Origin of the sequence: Sphingomonas pituitosa NBRC 102491, from assembly GCF_001598435.1 — a bacterium.
In the GTDB taxonomy this organism is placed as follows: Bacteria; Pseudomonadota; Alphaproteobacteria; order Sphingomonadales; family Sphingomonadaceae; genus Sphingomonas; species Sphingomonas pituitosa.
Genome location: NZ_BCYY01000006.1, coordinates 13,870 through 31,063, shown reverse-complemented (window position 1 = coordinate 31,063; position 17,194 = coordinate 13,870). Strand labels below are relative to the sequence as shown.

Genomic DNA, 17,194 nt, shown 5'->3' with positions numbered 1-17,194 from the left:
CCGTGGGATGCGGTACCAAAAGTATAGCCGTCACCCCAGCGAAAGCTGGGGTCTCCCGCCACCGGGCGGTCGCTGGTGGCGGGAGATGCCAGCTTTCGCTGGCATGACGGGGAATGATTACAGCTTGACGACGTTCGACGGAACGGCCGTCTGCTCGTCTTCGCCGGTGTAGAGCGAGACCATCGGCTCGTCGTCGACGATCACCGTCTCACCCGCCGTGAAGCCGTTGAAGCCGGTACGCATCGCCGCGCCGTATGCGCCGAGCATGCCGATCTCGATATAGTCGCCCGCCTGGATGTCGGCCGGCAGCTCGAACGGTCCCGCCATGCGATCCATGTCGTCGCAGGTGGGGCCATAGAAGCTGAAGCCCATGTCCTTGGCGTTCGAATCCGGCTCGCGCAGCAGGCGGACCGGGAAGCGCCAGCCGAGATGCGCCGCATCGAACAGCGCGCCATAGGCACCGTCGTTGATGTACAGCTCGTCGCCGCGACGACGCTCGACGCGCACGACCAGCGAACTGTATTCGGCGCACAGCGCACGGCCCGGCTCGGCCCACAGCTCTGCCGAATAGGAAATCGGCAGGCTTTCGAAGGCGCGGTGGATCGTCGCGAAATAGCGCTCGAGCGGCGGCGGCTCCATGCCGGGATAGCTGGACGGGAACCCGCCGCCGACATCGACGACATCGACCGTGACGCCCGCCTCGACGATGGCGGCGCGGGCGCGCTCCATCGCATTGGCATAGGCTTCCGGCGACATTGCCTGGCTGCCGACATGGAAGCAGATGCCCAGGGCATCGGCGACCTGGCGAACCGCGATCAGCAGATCCTTGCTCTCGCCCGGGCCGACGCCGAACTTCGACGCGAGGCTGAGCTTCGAGTGATCGGAGGAGACGCGAAGGCGCACACACAGCGTGAGATCGGTCGCGCCCTTGGTGGCGCGGACGATCTTGTCCAGCTCTTCCATGCTGTCCAGGCTGAAGACGCGAACGCCGTGCTCGAAATACGCCTCGGCGATGGCTTCCTCAGCCTTTACCGGGTGCATGAAGCACAGGGTTGCTTTCGGGGCGACACCGGCGACGAGGCGAACCTCGGCGATCGATGCGACGTCGAAATGCGTGATTCCGCTCTCCCACAGGATCTGGATCAGATCCGGCGAGGGATTGGCCTTCACGGCATACATCGAGCGACCCGGGAACTTCTCTGCGAAGAACCGAGCGGCACGCGATGCGGCGTGCGGGCGGACGAGCGTTACCGGCTGGACCGGACGAAGCTTAGCGATATCGGCCACACGGGTGGTGCCGACGAGGGTGGTCGCTAACCCCAGCGCGCGATGATGCTTGTGCAACTCAAGGGACCTCCAAATGCCGCGAGGCAAACATTGACGAAAAGCTGCCTTGCGGTTGGAAGTCCCATGGGGCAGCGGAGGAGGGCACATATGCGCGTCGGACCCCTGTGTAAAGTGATTCTGGGGTCCGTTTTTTCACGGTGAGGGATGCCCTGTGACGATTTTGCGACAGCCCACCCGCGCCGGAGTCCGCGACGCCGCCGCCAAGGTGTCGGCGATCCTGCCGCCGACGCCCCTGCTGGTGCAGGAGGTGCGCGGCGTGCCCATCGCGTTCAAGGCGGAAAGCCTGCAGCCGATCGGTGCGTTCAAGATCCGCGGTGCCTGGCACCGGCTGACCGCGCTCGACGAACGGGTACGCGACAAGGGCGTCGTCGCCTTCTCCTCGGGCAACCATGCGCAGGGCGTCGCCTGGGCGGCGAAGCGGCTGGGCATCCCGGCGGTGATCGTGATGCCGGCGGATGCGCCCCGGGTGAAGCTGGAGGCGACGCTGGCGCTGGGCGCGGAAGTCGTCCGCTATGATCGTGCCACCGAAAGCCGCGAGAAGATCGCCGAGCAGCTCGCCCATGCGCGCGGCGCGGCGCTGGTGCCGAGCTTCGACGACCCGTGGATCATCGAGGGGCAGGGCAGCGCCGGGATCGAAGCGGCGCGGCAGATGGCCGAGGCGGGATTGGACGCGCCGAGGCGGGTGCTGGTGCCGTGCGGTGGCGGCGGCCTTTCCGCGGGCCTCGCGCTGGCGTTGCCCGAGGCGGACATCTTTCCGGTGGAGCCCGAAGGCTGGGACGACATGCGCCGCAGCCTGGAAGCGGGCTGGATCGAGCCGGTGGGCGCCAACCCGCCGCCGACGGCCTGCGATTCGTTGCAGACGCAGCGCGTCTCTTCGCTGACCTTCGACGTGCTCTCTCGTCGCGGCGCCACCGGCATCGCGGTGAGCGAGGCGGAGATCCGGACGGCACAGCGCTGGGCGGCGGCGAAGCTGCGGCTGGTGGTGGAGCCGGGTGGCGCGGCGGCGATCGCGGCGCTGCTCGCAGGAAAGGTCGCCGCGGAACCGGGAGCGCTGGTGATCGTTTCGGGCGGCAACGTCGACCTGGAGGATTATGCGCGCGCGCTCGGAGGCACGGAATGATCGCGGCAACCCGATCGGCGGCGCCATTGCCCGCGTCGCGAGCGTCGGCACGCTCGCGCTCGGCCATTTCCTCTGGGTCGTGCTGCGCATCGCGTATCGAAGCGATCCGCGCATGGTCGCCGGCACCGCCTGCGTCTGCATCGCGACAGGGGTGACGCTATGGGTGGTGGCGACCTGAGTGCCCTTTCCGGGCTGTATCCGCTGACGATGGGAATCGCCGTGCTGGCGGTGCTGGCCCTCGCCTGGGGCGGGGTGGCCGTGCTGCGCCGGGGGGACCGGCAGCGCGGGGTGCTGATGCTGCTGTGCGCGCTGGTGATCCTCGGCAACGTGCTGATCTGGACGGTGTAGCGTCGTGCCCGTGGCAGGGCGCTTCGTTACATCTTGCGACCTTTTCGCGTTAGACCCGGCGCCGTTCCCTGCGATACCATGCAGCCGTAGCAGGAGAACCGGTATGCGCGCGATCGGATGGGTGTTGGCCGGGCTGTTCCTCGCGGGTGCGCCTGCGCTCGCCCAGCAGCAGATGGCCTCGCCGCCGCCCGCAGCCTCTTCGCCCAAGCGGGACCTGGCCTATGGCGCGTTGCCCGAGCAGAGGCTCGATTATCACCCGCCCGCCGCCGCCACCCGCGCGCCGCCCCCGCTGGTCGTGTTCGTCCATGGCGGCGGCTGGGAGCGTGGTTCGAAGGACAATGCGACCGGCGCGGCCAAGATCCAGCACTTCACCGGCGAGGGCTATGCCTTCGCGACGATCAACTACAGGCTGGTGCCGGGCGCGACCGTGGAGCAGCAGGCGCAGGACGTGGCGACCGCGATCGCTTGGCTGGTCGCGCATGCCCGGGAGCTGGGCTTCGATCCCGACCGCATGGTGTTGATGGGGCACAGCGCGGGTGCGCATCTCGCCGCGCTGGTGGGCACCGATCCGCGCTACATGCACAAGCAGGACCTGATGCTCGACCAGCTCCGCGGCGTGGTGCTGCTGGACGGCGCCGCCTATGACGTGCCGGCGCAGATCGCGGCGGCGGGGCGCTTCATGCGGCCGATCTATGCCAAGGCGTTCGGCACCGATCCGGCGCGGCAGCGGGCGCTGTCGCCGATCGCGCATACCGCAGGGCCGAACGTGCTGTCGTTCCTGATCCTTCACGTCCAGCGCGACGACGGCACGCGCCAGTCGGAAGCGCTGGCGGCGGGGCTGCGCGCGGAGGGGTCGAAGGTGCAGGTGCAGGGGTTCGAAGGCCGCGGCCTGCGCGGCCATGTCGCGATGAACCGCCAGCTGGGCGAGGCGGACTATCCCGCCACCGCCGTGGTCGATCGCTGGCTCAGCGCGACGTTCGCGCCGCGCTGAGCCACCAGGATCCTCAGCGGATCGGGCAGTTGGGATCGAGCCGCATGTCGAGATAGCGGTCGACCGAGCCCATCAGCTGATCCATCTCGTGCTCGAAGAAATGGTTCGCGCCCGGGATGGTGTCGTGGTGGATGGTGATGTGCTTCTGGGTGCGCAGCTTGTCGACCAGCTTCTGCACCGCGCCCGGCGTGACGACTTCGTCCTGCTCGCCCTGCACGATGATGCCCGAGCTGGGGCACGGCGCCAGGAAGGTGAAGTCGAACATGTTCGCCGGCGGCGCGACCGAGATGAAGCCGCGGATTTCCGGGCGGCGCATCAGCAGCTGCATGCCGATCCAGGCGCCGAAGCCGAAGCCGGCGACCCAGGTGGACGAAGCCTCGGGGTGGAAGCTCTGCACCCAGTCGAGCGCGCTCGCCGCATCGGAGAGTTCGCCAATGCCGTTGTCGAACACGCCCTGGCTCTTGCCGACCCCGCGGAAGTTGAAGCGCAGCGTCGCGAAGCCGCGGCGCTGGAAGGTCTTGTAGAGATCCTGGACGATGCGGTTGTTCATCGTGCCGCCCGCATTCGGGTGCGGGTGGAGGATCATCGCGACCGGTGCGCGCGGGCGCGGGGCGGGGGCGAAGCGGCCCTCGAGGCGGCCTTCGGGTCCGGGGAAAATGACTTCGGGCAAGGCGGATCCTGTTCAATAGGGAAGTGCGCGGTGGAGCGCAGGAACATGGTCGCTATATAGGCAGCGGGTCCCTTCACGCAATTGGAACGCCATTGGCCGCTCGACTCTATCTGGATCACGCCGCGACGACGCCGATGCTGCCGGAGGCGGTGGCGGCGGTGCTGGAGGGCATGACGCGCTGGGCGAACCCCTCCTCGCCCCATGGCGATGGCCGCGCGGCGCGGGCGGCGCTGGAGGATGCGCGGCGGCGGATCGCCGCCGCCTATGGCTGGGCGCACGAGCTGCTGCTGACCAGCGGGGCGAGCGAATCGCTGGCAATCGCCTTTGGCCGCACCGTCGCCGAACGGCGGCTGATGACGGCGGTGGAGCATGATGCGGTGCTGCGGCTGGGCGAAGGCGCGCGCGTGCTGCCGGTGACGGCGAGCGGCCTGCTCGACCTGGCGGCATTGGCAGCCGCACTGGAAGGCGCGGGCCGCACGCTGGTCTGCGTGCAATGGGCCAACAGCGAGACGGGCGTGCGCCAGCCGATCGCGGCGATCGCCGAAACGGTGCACGGCGCGGGCGGGCTGCTGCTGGTCGATGCCGCGCAGATGCCGGCGCATGCCGATGCCGAAGTGCTGCGACACGCGGACCTGGTGGCCGTTTCTGCCCACAAGCGTGGCGGCCCGCCGGGGATAGGCGCGCTGCTGGTGCGCGATCTGGGCGTGCTGCTCCCGACCGGCGGGCAGGAGAAGGGCTACCGACCGGGGACGGAAAACCTGCCCGGTGCGCTGGGCTATGCGTCAGCGGTCGCGGTGCCCGAGGATCTGGCGGAAATGGCACGGCTGCGCGCGCGGCTGGAGACGGCGATCGTCGGCGCCGGCGGGGAGGTGGTGGGGGCGGAGAGCCCGCGCAGCCCGCTGATCGGCGCCTATCGGATGCCAGGCGTGTCCTCGGCGGCGCAACTGATCCGCTTTGACCTCGCGGGCATCGCGGTGTCGGCGGGCAGTGCCTGCTCCTCGGGCAGCATGCGGCCAAGCCATGTGCTGACCGCGATGGGCTGGATCGAACCGGCGCTGCGCGAAGTTGTGCGGGTCAGCTTCGGGCGGACCACGACGGCGGCGGATGTCGATCGCTTCGCCGAGCTGTGGTGCGCGACCTTCGCCGACGCACGGGCGCGGGCGGCATGATCTATCTCGACTATCAGGCGACCACACCGCTTGCCCCGGAGGCGCTGGCCGCCATGCTCCCCTGGCTCGAATCCCAGCACGCCAATCCGCATTCGCCGCACGCACCGGGCCGCGCTGCGAAGGCGGCAGTGGAAGCGGCGCGCGGGCAGGTGGCGGCGCTGCTGCCGCCCGGGGGCACGCTCGCCTTCACCAGCGGCGCGACCGAGGCGCTCAACTGGGCGATCAAGGGCACTACCGGCGGAATCGTGACGCTCGCGACCGAACATGCCGCGGTGCTGGATACGGTAGCCGCGAGTGGGCGGCCGGTGACGGTGCTGCCGGTCCGCGCCGACGGGATGGTCGATCTGGAGCTCGTCCGCGCGGCGATCGTGCCGGGCACCGGGCTGGTCGCGGCGATGCTGGTCAACAACGAGATCGGCGTGATTCAGCCCATCGAGGCGCTGGCAGACCTCGCCCATGCGGCGGGCGCGCTGTTCCTGTGCGACGCGGTGCAGGGCTATGGCCGGGTGCCGATCCCGGCGAACTGCGACCTGGTGGCGGTCTCGGCGCACAAGATCCATGGTCCCAAGGGCATCGGTGCGCTCTGGGTGCGCGACGGCGTGACGCTCGCCCCGTTGCTTCATGGTGGCGGGCAGGAGGCGCCCGGGCGATCGGGTACACTGTCGCCAGCGCTTTGCGCCGGGTTCGGTGCGGCGGCCAGGGTTGCGGCGGCTCGGCGGGAGGAGGATGCAGCGCATGTGGCGCGGCTCCACGCGGCGGCGATCGCGCGGCTGGCCGGGGGCTGGCATCTCAACGGCTCGGCTACGGACCGCTATCCCGGCAATCTCAACGTCCGCCGCGACGGCCTGGATGTCGGCCGTCTGATCGCGGATCTGCGCGACATCGCCTTTTCCGCCGGTTCGGCCTGCGCGAGCGGGTCGGGGCGGCCCAGCCATGTGCTGCGCGCACTTGGGCTTTCGGACGCGCAGGCGCGTTCCAGTATCCGTATCGGCTTCGGCCGGACGACCACCGAGGAGGAATTGATGACCGCACTCGACCGACTCTGCGCCGCCGCCGACGCCCAGCGGGTTGTCGCATGATCCGGGTGCGTTTCGAAGATGCACGGGGGGGCGGGGTGCAGGAGGTGCAGGCCCCGCCTGGCGTGCGCCTGCTGGAAGTGGCGCAGAATGCCGGTCAGCCGCTGGAAGGCACGTGCGAAGGACAGATGGCCTGTTCCACCTGCCATGTGATCGTGGCGCCCGAGGATTTCGAGCGGTTGCCCCCGGCCAGCGAGGAGGAAGAGGACATGCTGGACCTGGCGATCGGCGCGGTGCGGACCAGCCGGCTCGCCTGCCAGATCCTGCTCACCGATACGCTGGACGGGTTGACCCTGCGGATGCCTTCCGCCCACCGCGACATGCAGGGCCGGTGAGCATCACCAGATGCAGCGGGGATCGCGGTCGTTCAGCTTGGCGAGCAGCGCCGCCATGTCGTGTGGCAAGCCCTGGTCCCGGTCATAGGCATTGGCGATCGCGCGCCCGATGCCGTCGCACGCGCGCGGCGCCTCGATGCGATAGGGAGTCGCGGCGCTTGCCTCTTGGGACTTGGAGGGTATCGTCTGAACCACGGCCACAAAACGGTCATGTGGTGCATTCGTTGCCTGCCATGTCTGCATTTCATCGCAGCTTTACCGTTTCTGGACCACGGAACTTGGCGTGACCGATCCTGCATTCTCTTCCGCCCTCGAGCGGATATCCGAACATTCGCCGTTCCTCGCGCTGGCGCTGCAGCGCGAGCACGACATCGCCGAAGACCCTGCGGCCGCGCTCGGCGATCCGATCGGCATCGCCGGTGCGCCGACGGCCGGGCTGCCGGAGCCCCGGGCGCTGCGCATCCAGCGACGGCGGCTGGCGCTGATCGCGGCTATCGGCGACCTTTCCGGCGCCTATGATTTCGGGCGCACCACGCGGCTGCTGAGCGACTTTGCCGACGAAGCGCTCGACCGCGCGATCCACGCTGCGATCCGCGAGCGTACGCCGGATGCGGCGCCGCGCGGCTTTGCCGCCATCGCGCTCGGCAAGCAGGGGAGCCGCGAGCTCAACTACTCGTCGGACATCGATCCCATCCTGATCTTCGATCCCGCGACGTTGCCGTGCCGTCCGCGCGAGGTGCCCGAGGAAGCGGCGGTGCGGATCGGACGGCGGGTGCTGGAAATCCTCCAGCAGCGTGACGGCGACGGCTATGTCCTGCGCGTCGATCTGCGGCTGCGCCCCTCACCGGAGGTGACGCCGATCGTGCTGCCGGTGGAGGCGGCGATCAGCTATTACGAAAGCCAGGCGCTGCCCTGGGAGCGCGCCGCGTTCATCCGGGCGCGGGCGGCGGCGGGAGACCTCGCGCTGGGGCAGGGCTTCCTCGACGCGATCCGCCCTTTCGTATGGCGCCGCGCGCTCGACTATGGGACGATCCGCGAGATCCAGGACATCTCCCGCCGCATCCGAGACCATCACCACCAGGGGCAGCGCTTCGGCCCGGGCTATGACCTGAAGCGCGGGCGCGGCGGCATCCGCGAGGTGGAGTTCTTCGCGCAGATCCACCAGCTGATCCATGGCGGCCGCGACCCGGCGTTGCGCGTGCCCGCCACGCGCGACGCACTCGCGGCGCTGGCCGCCGCGGGGCGGATCGACGCCCGGGAGGCGGCGGCGCTGGACGAGGCCTATGTGTTGCTGCGCACGATCGAGCATCGCCTGCAGATGATCGACGATCGCCAGACGCATACGCTGCCGAGCGATCCCGCGGCGCTCGATCACGTCGCGCGGCTGCACGGGCTTGAGGACGGCGCGGCGCTGATCGCGCTGCTCCAGCCGCATGTCGAGCGGGTGGGGCGGATCTACGACGCGCTGGCCGAGGGCGGCGGCAGCGGCTTGCCCACCGATCCGGACCTGCTCGGCGAACGGCTGGGCCAGGCGGGCTTTCCCGATGCCGAGACCGCGCGGCGCGTGGTGGAGGGCTGGCGCGGGGCGACCTATCCGGCGCTGCGCAGCCCGGCCGCGCAGAGCGCGCTCGAGGCCGTGCTGCCGACGCTGATGGCGGGTTTCGGCGGCGCGCCCGATCCGCAGCACGCGATCACCCGGTTCGACGCGATGCTCAAGCGGCTCCCGAGCGCGGTCAACATCTTCCGGCTGCTGGAGGCGCAACCTGCGCTCACCCGCCTGCTCAGCGCCATCCTCAGCCATGCGCCGACGCTCGCCGAACAGCTCGGCCGCCGCGCGGAGCTGCTGGACGGCCTGATCGATTCGAGCGCGCTGGCGCCGGTGGGCGCGGTCTCCGATCTGGTGGCGACGATGGCATCGGTGGAGCGCGGTGCCGATTATCAATGGCGGCTCGAACATGTTCGCCGGATCGTCAACGAGAAACGGTTCGCGCTGGGGGCGCAGATCGTCGCCGGGGTGAGCGACGCGATGGAGGTCTCCGCCGGGTACGCGCGCGTCGCAGAAGCCGCGATCGCGGTGCTGGCGGCCGCGGCGATCGAGGAGTTCGCCGGGCAGCATGGCACGGTGCCCGGCAGCGAACTGGTGATCCTGGCGCTCGGGCGGATGGGCGGCGGGGCGCTCACCCATGCTTCGGATCTGGACCTCATCTACCTGTTCACCGGCGATTATGCCGCGGAATCGGACGGGCGGCGACCGCTCGGCGCGGTCACCTATTACAACCGGCTGGCGCAGCGGGTGACTGCAGCGCTCTCGGTGCCCACCGCGGCGGGGCCGCTGTACGAGGTCGATACCCGGCTGCGGCCGTCCGGTACCCAGGGGCCGCTCTCCGTCTCGCTCGAAGGCTTTGCCGGCTATCAGGAGAAGGACGCCTGGACGTGGGAGCATATGGCGCTCACCCGCGCGCGGCCGGTGTTCGGCTCCCCGGAGGCGCGGGCGCAGGTCCAGGCGATCATCGACCGCGTCCTCCACGGCGCGCGACCCGAGCGCGACATCCTTGCCGATGCGCGCAAGATGCGGGCGGACATGGCCGCGCACAAACCGCCGGCCGGGCCGCTCGATGCCAAGCTGCTCGACGGCGGTCTGGTCGATCTGGAATTCGCGGTCCACGTCCAGCAGCTCTGCCACCGGACCGGCTTCGATCCGCAGCTTAGCCGCGCAATCGATGCGCTGGTGGCGTGGGGCATCGTGCCGCCGGCGCTGCGTGCGGCGCATGATTTCCTCACCCGGTTGCTGGTGACGCTGCGCCTCGTCGCACCCGATGCGCAGCCGCCGGGCGAGAGCACGCGGGCGCTGATCGCCCGGTCGCTCGGCCTGCCCGATTGGGAAGCGGTGGTTGCGACGCTCGATGCGACGCGGCAGGAGGTGCGCCAATGCTGGGCCGACATCCAGGCCGGCAACTGATGGAGACCAGGCAATGAGCATCGAGCAGGGCGACGCGCTCCCCAACAACGCGCTGGTGGCGGCGGATGGCAGCGCGCTTTCGCTGCCGGAGTGGGGCGCAGGCGCGCCGTTCGTTCTCTATTTCTATCCCAAGGACGATACTTCGGGCTGCACCCGCGAGGCGCAGGACTTCACCGCGCTGATGCCGGACTTCACCGCGCTGGGCGTGAAGCTGCTGGGCATCTCCAAGGACCCGCCCGCCAAGCACCAGAAGTTCACTGCCAAGTACGACCTCACCGTGCCGCTCGCCACCGACGAGGACGGCGCGCTGATGGAGGCGCTGGGCGTGTGGGTCGAGAAATCGATGTACGGGAAGAAGTATATGGGCATCGAGCGCTCGACCTTCCTGTTCGACGCGTCGGCCAAGCTCGTGCGCGCCTGGCGCAAGGTGAAGGTGCCCGGCCATGCCGCCGAGGTGCTCGAAGCGGCAAAGGCGCTCGGGTGAACGAACGGCGCAGCGTGGGCGCGGCGGTGCGGGCGGTGCTCGACGCCGCCGAACCGAACGACAAGGTGATGGCGGCGCGGGCAGCTGCGCGCGACTGGCGGCTGGGGCGGCTCGATTTCCGCTTCGACGTCGCCATGCCAGAACGCCCGGCGCGCCCGGCTGCCCCCGAATTGCTGCCGCCCAACCGCATGCCCAAGCGCGGGCGCGGCGGCTCCGAGCGGGGGCGGGTCGCACTGATCCACGCGCTGGCGCATATCGAATTCGTCGCGATCGACCTCGCCTTCGACCTGGTCGGCCGGTTCGGCGCGCAGTTTCCGACCGGCTTCACCGATGACTGGATGCGGGTGGGCGCCGACGAGGCGATGCACTTCGCGTTGCTCGACCGGCGGTTGCGCAGCCTGGGAAGTCACTATGGCGCGCTGCCGGCGCATGACGGGCTGTGGGATGCGGCGACCGGGACGGCACACGATGTCAAGGCGCGGTTGGCCGTGGTGCCGATGGTGCTCGAAGCCCGCGGGCTGGACGTCACCCCCGCGACGATCGAGCGGTTCGAGGCGGCCGGCGACACCGTCACCGCGAAGATCCTGACCCGCATTGTCACCGATGAGATACGGCACGTAAGGGCTGGTACGGAGTGGTTTGAGTCGGCCTGCGAGGCCGCTGGTTGCACCCCCGAAACGACCTGGCAGGACCTGGTCCGAACCCATTTTCGAGGGGCCGTTAAGCCGCCGTTCAACGACTCGGCGCGCGAAGCAGCCGGTCTGACGCGGGATTACTACCAAGCGCTTGCCGCTGGCTGATTATCCTCCAAAAGAGTCCCCAAGCGGGACGGCGAGGTCAGGGGCTGCCCAATCCGTCCGCATCATCCTGAAGTGAAACGTCGGGTCGCTCCGTGTTCGCTTCCATGAATGCGCCGGGGACTCATGGCTGTACCGTCTGAACGCAAGAACGACGATTTCGCACGCAAGTTCCGGGACTTCTTCACCACCCGTGACGTCATCCTCCACGAAGGCGGCAAGCTGCGCCGGTTCAGCGTGGGTGGCCGTTCGCAGGCGCTGTTCGCCACCGCCGCGACGTTGACCGTGCTGTTCTCGGGCTATGGCATGTCGCAGGCGATGGCCGGCGCGATCGCCTATACCGCGCCGGTCGCCGGCTCGCCCGAGGCGCAGGTCGCCGCGATGCGCGCCGAGGTCGCCCGGATGCGCGCCGAGGTCGCCGCCGCGAAGGAGGCCGCCAAGCTCCAGGCCTCGAAGATCGAGCAGCGCCAGGCGGTGCTGAACGCGGTCATTTCCGGCAAGGCCGATCGTTCGGTGCTCGAGGCAGATCTCGCCGCCACCCCCAAGCAGACCAGCGCACTGACCGGCGAGATCGTCGCGCCGCTGCGCCAGGTGGAAGCACGCCAGGTCGCGCTCGCCGCGCAGGCCCAGAAGGTCGGTGCGGCGCGGGTGCGCCAGGCCGCCGCGCGCCTCCAGCATCTCGGCCTCGCGCCGAGCCGTTTCGTCAAGGTGAACGTCGCGATGGGCGGCCCCTATGAGCCGGTCAGCGATGAGGACGCGGCGGTCGCCACCGGCGCGGATGCCGATGCGCAGTTCCGCTCGCTGTTCGAGACCTGGAAGAAGCTCGACTCGATCGAGTCGAGCACCATCTCGATCCCGTCGATGCAGCCGGTGCAGCATGTCAGCTTCACCTCGCACTACGGCGTCCGCTCGGATCCGTTCCGCGGCACCGCGGCAATGCATGCCGGCGTCGACATTCCCGGCGAGATGGGCACCCCGATCTATGCGACGGCCGACGGCATCGTCGCGCATGCCGGTCGCCAGGGCGGCTATGGCAATCTGGTCGAGATCAACCATGGTCGGGGCCTCGAAACCCGCTATGGCCACCTCTCGAAGATCCTGGTGGCGGACAACACCCGCGTCCGCCGCGGCCAGATCATCGGGCTGATGGGCTCGACCGGCCGCTCGACCGGCACTCACCTCCATTATGAGGTGCGTCTTGACGGCCGCGCGATCAATCCGATCCCGTTCATCCAGTCGGGCGAATATATCGCGCAGGCACCGGTGACCGGAGGGGTGGGCGGTCCGCGCTGAGCGTGCCGACCGCATTGCCGGACGGGCGCCGGCGCATTATCTGACGCCTATGACGACCACCCTCGACCCGCCCACCATCGCGCTGACTCCCGCCGCTGCGGCGCGGGTCGCTGCGATCGCCTCCAAGCAGGCCAAGCCAGCCATCCTGCGGCTTTCGGTGGAAGGCGGCGGCTGTTCGGGCTTCCAGTACCGCTTCGGCCTTGCCGAGGGCGTGGAGGCGGACGACAGCGTCGCGGAGGTAGACGGCGTGCGGCTGGTGGTCGATTCCGTCAGCCTTGACCTGGTCCGCGGGGCACAGGTGGATTTCATCGACAATCTCGGCGGCGCGCATTTCGCGGTGACCAACCCCAATGCGGCATCCGGTTGCGGGTGCGGCACCAGCTTCTCGATCTGAGCGCAGCCCGTTGAAAATCGTCAGCTACAACGTCAACGGCATCAAGGCGCGCATTGATCGCCTAGTCGAATATCTCACCGAACAGCAGCCGGACATCGTCTGTCTGCAGGAGCTGAAGAGCTCCGACGAGACGCTGCCCGTCGCCGCGATCGAGGCGGCCGGTTACGGCGCCGTATGGCACGGCCAGAAGGGCTTCAACGGTGTGGCGATCCTGGCCAAGGGCCAGCAGCCGATCGAGCGCCAGCGTGGGCTGGCGGGCGATCCCGAGGACGCGCACAGCCGCTATATCGAGGCGGAAGTCGGCGACCTGATCATCGGCGGCCTCTATCTGCCCAACGGCAACCCGCAACCGGGGCCCAAGTTCGACTACAAGCTGCGCTGGATGGATCGGCTGTACGACCGCGCGGCACAACTGCTTGCCGAGGAGCGGCCGGCGATCCTGGCGGGCGACTTCAACGTCATTCCGAACGACGACGACACCTTCTCGGTGCGTGCCATGGCCGAGGATGCGCTGATGCAGCCGGAATCGCGCGAGCGTTACCGCATGCTGCTCGCCCAAGGCTGGACCGACGCGCTGCGCACGCGCTTCCCCAAGGGCGGCGTGTGGACCTTCTGGGACTATCAGGCGGGCGCGTGGCAGCGCGACGCGGGCTTCCGCATCGACCATTTGCTGCTCAGCCCCCAGGCGGCGGATCGCTTCACGGGCGCCGGTGTCGACAAGGACTATCGCGGCCGCGAGAAGGCCAGCGACCATGCGCCGACCTGGGTGACGCTGCGATAAGCGCAGCATCGCGACGATCTCTCCGGAAATGGCGATAAGGTTGGCGCCCGGCGCCAACTCTTAGGTGAATGCGCCGTCTTATGGCGCTATTACACTTTAATGGCTTTTGCTAAGTCATTGAAAAATATGACCAGTGTAAACTGGCACGGCTCCTGCAAAGCAGCGAGGTACCGGCGAAGCGAAGGAGCGTCGGACCTCGAAGCAGACAGGAACCTGACATGAGCGTAATTCGCAAACCCACCATCCTCGGCCTGATCCCGGCTGCCGCGCTGCTCGCCACGACCCTGACCGCGGCTGCATCGGCCCAGGCCGCATCGGAGCCCCAGCAGGCCAAGGCCGCGGCGAAGAAGGACCTTCGCACGCTGGACCCGATCGCGCGACGCCTCGTCTGGTGCGTCGAGCGCAAGGCGACCGACGGCACGACCAAGAAGATCAAGCAGTGCAAGACTCGCGGCGAATGGATCCGCGAAGGCAACGATCCCTTCCGCGAATACTGATCGCCCGCCACCCCCTCTGACATCGCAGCAAGCCTACCAACCCCCGCATCGCGTGCGGTGGAACAATCCCCCACGCCTTTTTCAGGAGAAGCAACATGACCAACTTCGCTCGTACCGCTCGCATCGGCGCCACCCTGTTCGGCGCCTGCGCCCTGATCGCCATCGGCACCGTTCCGGCCAGCGCCGCCTCGGACAAGGAAAAGCGCGTCGAACCCAGCGCGCAGACGGAAGCCGGTTCGGTCCGGGTCTGCGTGCAGCAGGAAGCGATGACCGGCACCCGCATTGCGCCGCCGCGCCAGTGCAAGACCCGCGCGGAATGGATCAAGGATACCGGCGTCGATCCGCTGGCGACCCGCTGAACATCGGCCGGCAGCGGGCGGCCCAACCGCCCGCTGCCAGAGGCCGGATCAGAGCGGCTTCTGGTAGATCAGATACTCGCGGTTGATCTTGCTTTCGATCGCGTCGGCGATCGCGACCATCCCCTGGTTGTCCTCCAGGATCCAGCCGATCTCGCCCCGGCTCGCGCCATATTTGGTCACCGAGGCGCGGCGGATATACTCGATCATCATGAAGGCCAGCTGGCTCGCCATGCGCGAGCTCTGCAGGCGCTTCACCACGCCCATCAGCGGAACCCGCATCGTCCGCGCCTTGGGGCGACGCAGCCACAGCAGCAGCTTCGCCCAGCCGAACGGGAAGAGCGAGCCCTTCAGCGGCTTCAGCGGCTCGTTGAGATCGGGCAGGGTGACCATGAAGGCCACCGGCTCGCCGTCATATTCGGCGATGCGGATCAGGTCGTTGAATACCAGCGGCTTCAGCTTCTTGCCGACATCGTCGACCTCGGGCTGGGTGAGCGGCACGAACCCCCAGTTGTCGCCCCAGGCATCGTTGAGGATGGCGAGGATGATCGCCGCTTCCTCGGCGAACTTGTCCCTGTTCACCTCGCGGATGCGGATGCGCGCATTCTTCTCGCCGGCGGCGACGATGCGCTGCACGATCGGCGGGAACTCGCTGCTGATATCTACCTCATAGGTGACGATCTTCTTGGCCGGGCCATAGCCCTGCGCCTCGATCCAGCCCTGATAGCGCTTCGGATGGTGGCCCATCAGCACGGTCGGGGAATGGTCGTGGCCCTTCACCAGCAGGCCGGGCTCTTCCCAGATCGACAGGCTGACCGGACCCAGCGCCTTGGTCATGCCCTTGGCGCGCAGCCAGTCCTCGGCCGTGGCGATCACCGCGGCGGCGACTTCGGCGTCTTCCGCCTCGAACAGGCCCCAAAAGCCGGTGCCAGGACCGAAGCCCTGCTCGGGCGGCATCTGCAGCGCCAGCGTGTCGATATGCGCCGAAATCCGGCCGACGACCTTGCCTTCCCGCTCGGCGAGGAACAGCTGGCCCTCGGCATGGCTGAACCAGCCGTTCTTCTTCGGACTGATCGTCGCCGCCACTTCGTCGCGGAGCGGCGCGACCCAGTGCGGGTCGTCGCCGTTCAGGCGGTAGGCGAGTTCGATGAACGCCTTGGTGTCGGCCTTGCCCGAAACGGGCCGGACCTTGAGATCGGCACTAGCCACGCGGATTCCCCCAGAAATTCTTGATACGGCGCAATGCAGTCTTGCGTCCGGGGGCGCCTGTCAAGCGCGCGGCATGCAGCGCAGCGAAACGGCCCAACGGACGCCCTGTAATGCCACCTTGTAGCCACTATCTAAGGCCAATGGCAGTACCCATGACCCAATCGCTAGCCTTCGATCATCCGGACGCCGAGGTCTCGGCGACGATCGCGCGCATCCGGCTTTCGGGCGTTCCCGACGATCGCGCGATGCTGCGCGCCGCCGCGGAGCTGACCCGCGACCTCCACACGCCAAACAAGGCCATGTACTGGACCGATTGCTTCCTTTCGGCGGCGATCGGCTATGCCGGCATGGCAACGGCGATGTTCGCGGCTTCGCCCTGGGTGGCGGTGATCGGCGGCATCGTCGCGGTGCTGGCGCTGTATCGCGCCGAGCTGTTCATTCACGAGATCACCCATCTCAAGCATTCGCTGCTGCCCGGCTTCCGCCCGGCCTGGAATGCGCTGGTAGGCGTGCCGCTGCTGCTGCCGTCGTTCATGTACGAAGGGATCCACACGATCCACCACGCGCGCACGCGCTACGGCACGGACCAGGATCCCGAATATCTGCCGCTGGCGCGGATGAAGCCGTGGACGCTGCCGCTGTTCCTGCTCGTCTCGGTCCTGATGCCGATCGGCCTGCTGCTCCGCTTCGCGGTGCTGGCGCCGCTGTCGCTCTTGTCGCCGAAGCTGCGCCGGCTGGTCGTCGCGCGCTATTCGGGGCTGCAGATCAATCCCGCGTTCGAGCGCCGCGCGCCCGAAGGCGAATTCCGCCGCCAGTGGTTCTGGCAGGAGCTGGGCGCGAGCATCTTCGCGATCACGCTGATCGGCATCACCGTGGCCGGCATCCTGCCGCTGCGCGCCTTCCTCGCCTATGTCGCGATCGTCGCCTGCTCGGCGGTGATCAACCAGGTCCGCACGCTGGTCGCGCACCTTTGGGAGAATGAAGGCGAGCCGCTGACCGTGACGGCCCAGTATCTCGACAGCGTCAACGTGCCCGAGCCGGGCCTGCTGCCCTATCTGTGGGCGCCGGTGGGCCTGCGCTACCACGCGCTGCACCATCTGCTGCCGGCGGTGCCCTATCATTCGCTCGGCGAGGCGCATCGCCGGCTGGTGGCGGCGCTGGACCCGACGTCGGTCTATCACCAGGCCAATTACCCGACGCTGTCGGGGCTGGTGGTGAAGCTCGCGCAGGGCACGATGCGCCAGCGCTGATCGCGGCGCGATGGCTGAAAAGGGGCCGGGCACCGGGCGGTGCGCCGGCCCTTTTCTTTGATACCGCTACCTTGCCCCGCCCTGTCGCCGCGTTAGGCTGATCGTCGATGACCAGGGA

20 protein-coding genes are annotated in these 17,194 nt (G+C 68.7%); 16 read left to right on the top strand and 4 right to left on the bottom strand.

The features are described 5' to 3' along the window. Positions 1–117: 117 nt before the first annotated feature. Complete coding sequence (locus SPI01S_RS07115) at positions 118–1,344, bottom strand: type III PLP-dependent enzyme (RefSeq protein ID WP_066720332.1); 1,227 nt, start codon at positions 1,342–1,344, stop codon at positions 118–120. Between the two features lie 154 nt (positions 1,345–1,498). On the opposite strand from SPI01S_RS07115, the gene SPI01S_RS07110 reads away from it, so the two are divergent. The 4 genes from SPI01S_RS07110 (at position 1,499) to SPI01S_RS07095 (ending at position 3,806) form a co-directional block, all read left to right on the top strand. Further along, the gene (locus SPI01S_RS07110; protein WP_066720329.1) at positions 1,499–2,467 is read left to right on the top strand and encodes a threonine ammonia-lyase; all 969 of its coding nucleotides are present in this window, start codon (positions 1,499–1,501) and stop codon (positions 2,465–2,467) included. Beyond that, positions 2,439–2,645, top strand: coding sequence for a hypothetical protein (locus SPI01S_RS07105; protein ID WP_066720326.1), 207 nt, complete (start codon positions 2,439–2,441; stop codon positions 2,643–2,645). The genes SPI01S_RS07110 and SPI01S_RS07105 overlap by 29 nt, the downstream gene beginning before the upstream one ends. Then, a complete protein-coding gene (locus tag SPI01S_RS07100; protein WP_066720323.1) occupies positions 2,627–2,815 on the top strand; it encodes a hypothetical protein in 189 nt (62 codons plus the stop codon). The genes SPI01S_RS07105 and SPI01S_RS07100 overlap by 19 nt, the downstream gene beginning before the upstream one ends. Before the next feature lie 103 nt (positions 2,816–2,918). Then, positions 2,919–3,806 carry an alpha/beta hydrolase gene (locus tag SPI01S_RS07095; RefSeq protein ID WP_066720321.1) on the top strand — a complete coding sequence of 296 codons (888 nt, stop codon included), beginning with the start codon at positions 2,919–2,921 and terminating at the stop codon, positions 3,804–3,806. Between the two features lie 13 nt (positions 3,807–3,819). Here SPI01S_RS07095 and SPI01S_RS07090 read toward each other — a convergent pair whose 3' ends face one another. Continuing rightward, positions 3,820–4,476 (bottom strand): alpha/beta hydrolase, encoded by a 657-nt coding sequence (locus tag SPI01S_RS07090; protein WP_066720317.1) that lies wholly within the window; start codon positions 4,474–4,476, stop codon positions 3,820–3,822. A 92-nt stretch (positions 4,477–4,568) separates the two neighbouring features. Here SPI01S_RS07090 and SPI01S_RS07085 point away from each other — a divergent pair, with 92 nt between their 5' ends. The 3 genes from SPI01S_RS07085 to SPI01S_RS07075 are packed head-to-tail and all read left to right on the top strand — an operon-like array spanning position 4,569 to position 7,056. Next, positions 4,569–5,645, top strand: coding sequence for a cysteine desulfurase family protein (locus SPI01S_RS07085; protein WP_084253305.1), 1,077 nt, complete (start codon positions 4,569–4,571; stop codon positions 5,643–5,645). After that, positions 5,642–6,724: a cysteine desulfurase family protein gene (locus SPI01S_RS07080; protein ID WP_066720771.1), complete on the top strand. Its 1,083-nt coding sequence runs from the start codon at positions 5,642–5,644 to the stop codon at positions 6,722–6,724. Before SPI01S_RS07085 ends, SPI01S_RS07080 begins: the two co-directional genes overlap by 4 nt. After that, positions 6,721–7,056, top strand: a complete 336-nt coding sequence (locus tag SPI01S_RS07075; protein WP_066720314.1) for a 2Fe-2S iron-sulfur cluster-binding protein — start codon at positions 6,721–6,723, stop codon at positions 7,054–7,056. Before SPI01S_RS07080 ends, SPI01S_RS07075 begins: the two co-directional genes overlap by 4 nt. Before the next feature lie 3 nt (positions 7,057–7,059). Here the strand turns inward: SPI01S_RS07075 and SPI01S_RS07070 are convergent, their stop codons facing one another. Continuing rightward, positions 7,060–7,257 carry a hypothetical protein gene (locus SPI01S_RS07070; RefSeq protein ID WP_066720310.1) on the bottom strand — a complete coding sequence of 66 codons (198 nt, stop codon included), beginning with the start codon at positions 7,255–7,257 and terminating at the stop codon, positions 7,060–7,062. An 82-nt stretch (positions 7,258–7,339) separates the two neighbouring features. Between SPI01S_RS07070 and SPI01S_RS07065 the strand changes: the two genes are divergently transcribed. From SPI01S_RS07065 to SPI01S_RS07030, 8 genes are all read left to right on the top strand, one after another. Beyond that, on the top strand, positions 7,340–10,015 hold the full coding sequence (locus SPI01S_RS07065) for a bifunctional [glutamine synthetase] adenylyltransferase/[glutamine synthetase]-adenylyl-L-tyrosine phosphorylase (RefSeq protein WP_066720308.1): 2,676 nt from the start codon (positions 7,340–7,342) through the stop codon (positions 10,013–10,015). A gap of 13 nt (positions 10,016–10,028) precedes the next feature. Further along, on the top strand, positions 10,029–10,499 hold the full coding sequence (locus tag SPI01S_RS07060) for a peroxiredoxin (protein WP_066720305.1): 471 nt from the start codon (positions 10,029–10,031) through the stop codon (positions 10,497–10,499). Then, positions 10,496–11,299, top strand: coding sequence for a ferritin-like domain-containing protein (locus SPI01S_RS07055; protein ID WP_174539081.1), 804 nt, complete (start codon positions 10,496–10,498; stop codon positions 11,297–11,299). The genes SPI01S_RS07060 and SPI01S_RS07055 overlap by 4 nt, the downstream gene beginning before the upstream one ends. 123 nt (positions 11,300–11,422) lie before the next feature. Next, the gene (locus tag SPI01S_RS07050; RefSeq protein WP_066720301.1) at positions 11,423–12,589 is read left to right on the top strand and encodes a M23 family metallopeptidase; all 1,167 of its coding nucleotides are present in this window, start codon (positions 11,423–11,425) and stop codon (positions 12,587–12,589) included. A 49-nt stretch (positions 12,590–12,638) separates the two neighbouring features. Continuing rightward, entirely contained in the window at positions 12,639–12,983 is a 345-nt protein-coding gene (gene erpA, locus SPI01S_RS07045) for an iron-sulfur cluster insertion protein ErpA (RefSeq protein ID WP_066720300.1), read from the top strand. Between the two features lie 10 nt (positions 12,984–12,993). Beyond that, positions 12,994–13,764: an exodeoxyribonuclease III gene (gene xth / locus SPI01S_RS07040; protein ID WP_066720297.1), complete on the top strand. Its 771-nt coding sequence runs from the start codon at positions 12,994–12,996 to the stop codon at positions 13,762–13,764. 218 nt (positions 13,765–13,982) lie between these two features. Beyond that, the gene (locus SPI01S_RS07035) at positions 13,983–14,261 is read left to right on the top strand and encodes a hypothetical protein (protein WP_066720295.1); all 279 of its coding nucleotides are present in this window, start codon (positions 13,983–13,985) and stop codon (positions 14,259–14,261) included. Between the two features lie 95 nt (positions 14,262–14,356). After that, entirely contained in the window at positions 14,357–14,620 is a 264-nt protein-coding gene (locus SPI01S_RS07030; protein ID WP_066720293.1) for a hypothetical protein, read from the top strand. 48 nt (positions 14,621–14,668) lie between these two features. On the opposite strand, the gene SPI01S_RS07025 is transcribed toward SPI01S_RS07030, so the two are convergent. Then, entirely contained in the window at positions 14,669–15,826 is a 1,158-nt protein-coding gene (locus SPI01S_RS07025) for a hypothetical protein (RefSeq protein ID WP_066720291.1), read from the bottom strand. A 152-nt stretch (positions 15,827–15,978) separates the two neighbouring features. On the opposite strand from SPI01S_RS07025, the gene SPI01S_RS07020 reads away from it, so the two are divergent. After that, a complete protein-coding gene (locus SPI01S_RS07020) occupies positions 15,979–17,076 on the top strand; it encodes a fatty acid desaturase family protein (RefSeq protein WP_066720289.1) in 1,098 nt (365 codons plus the stop codon). Positions 17,077–17,194 lie beyond the last annotated feature (118 nt).